The following is a 1,773-nucleotide window of genomic DNA, read 5'->3' as shown; positions in this document are numbered from 1 at the left end:
GGATACGGACACGCCGCAGGAGGCGCCGTCGAAGCCCTTCTTCGAGGAGTCGTAGCCGATGTCGAGGATCTTGTTGCGCACGAGCGTGGCGATCGGCGCGTATGCCTTCGTCGTCACCTCACCTGCCACGTGTACCTGGCCGGTGGTGATCAACGTCTCAACGGCGACCCGCGATGACGGGTCCTCCTTGAGGAGAGCGTCGAGGATCGTGTCGCTGATCTGGTCAGCGATCTTGTCGGGGTGACCCTCGGTCACGGACTCCGAGGTGAACAGGCGGCGGGACACATCGCTCCCTGGGGTTGCAGCGGCTGCTGGCTGATCATTGACGGACCGGTCGGGGGCTGCGCCCGACGCCGATCCGGGGCCAGTTTATCCGGCCTTCTCCTGAGCTGGGCATCGCGTCTCGGTCTATGGGAACGTCGTGACCTGCGACACCCTCGAACGGCGCTCGACCGGCTCACGCCAATCGGGGCGCGACCAGGCTCCACACCGTGTCGGCCAGCGCCTCCTTGGGCCCGTACGGAACGGAAGTCTCGGTTCCGTCGGCGGCGAGCACCACGGCCTCGTTCTCTTCGGAGCCGAAAGTGCGGCGTTCCCCGACTTCGTTGACAACCAGCAGGTCACAGCCCTTTCGGGCGAGTTTCGCGCGGCCATTCGCCAGGACGTCGTCGGTTTCGGCGGCGAATCCGACGATGATCTGTCCCGGACGCGCCCGGGACGCGGAGATCTCCGCCAGAATGTCTGGATTGCGGGTGAGATCGACAGGGGCCGGCTCCTGCCCGTCCTTCTTTTTAATCTTCCCCTGGGCGTACTGAACTGGCCGAAAATCGGCTACCGCGGCGGCCATCACTACTGCATCAGCGTCCCCAGCGGCCTCCAGCACCGCCTCCCGCAGCTCGACGGCCGTGCCCACCCGCACCACATCGGCCCCGGCCGGGTCCGGCAGCCCCGAATTGGCGGCGATGAGCGTCACCCGCGCGCCACGCGCCACGGCCGTACGGGCGAGGGCGTACCCCTGCTTGCCGGAGGAGCGGTTGCCGAGGAAGCGGACCGGATCCAGCGGCTCGCGGGTTCCGCCTGCCGAGACGACCACATGGCGGCCCGCGAGATCGGCGCGCGCGGCCTCCGGGCCGCGGGCCAGGACGCCGCGGCACACCTCGAAGATCTCCGCGGGGTCGGGGAGGCGGCCCTTGCCGGTGTCGACGCCGGTGAGCCGGCCCACGGCGGGCTCGATGACGAGGGCGCCGCGGCGACGCAGCGTGGCGACGTTCTCCTGGGTGGCCGGGTGCTCCCACATCTCGGTGTGCATGGCGGGCGCGAAGACGACCGGGCAGCGGGCGGTGAGGAGCGTGTTGGTCAGCAGGTCGTCGGCGAGGCCGTGGGCGGCCTTGGCGAGCAGGTCGGCGGTGGCGGGGGCGACGACCACGAGGTCCGCGCCCTGCCCGATCCGTACGTGCGGCACCTCGTGGACCGCGTCCCACACCTCGGTGGAGACGGGGTTGCCGGACAGCCCCGACCAGGTGGCCTCGCCGACGAAGTGCAGCGCCGAGGCGGTCGGCACCACCCGTACCGCGTGGCCCGACTCGGTGAGGCGGCGCAGCAGCTCGCACGCCTTGTAGGCGGCGATGCCGCCGCCCACTCCCAGGACGACCTTGGGCTTGTCCGGCTTTTCCATGCTCTTGGCTTCTCCCCGCGCTCTCAGGTCTGCTGCGGGGGACCGCCTGCCGTGTGCAGGCCCCGCAGGTACCCATGACACACCACGGGCCCGGCAGC

General features: G+C 70.3%; 2 protein-coding genes. Both read right to left on the bottom strand.

From position 1 onward, the window contains the following. On the bottom strand, nt 1–285 hold a 285-nt coding region (locus ACFU99_RS42635; protein WP_384403890.1), incomplete at its 3' end, for an S-adenosylmethionine synthetase N-terminal domain-containing protein. 172 nt (nt 286–457) lie between these two features. After that, on the bottom strand, nt 458–1,675 hold the full coding sequence (gene coaBC, locus ACFU99_RS42630) for a bifunctional phosphopantothenoylcysteine decarboxylase/phosphopantothenate--cysteine ligase CoaBC (RefSeq protein WP_384403887.1): 1,218 nt from the start codon (nt 1,673–1,675) through the stop codon (nt 458–460). Nucleotides 1,676–1,773 lie beyond the last annotated feature (98 nt).

Source organism: Streptomyces sp. NPDC057654 (assembly GCF_042800135.1).
Taxonomy (GTDB): Bacteria; Actinomycetota; Actinomycetes; order Streptomycetales; family Streptomycetaceae; genus Streptomyces.
The sequence above is the reverse complement of the archived record's forward strand: the minus strand, read 5'-3'. Positions and strand labels throughout refer to the sequence as shown.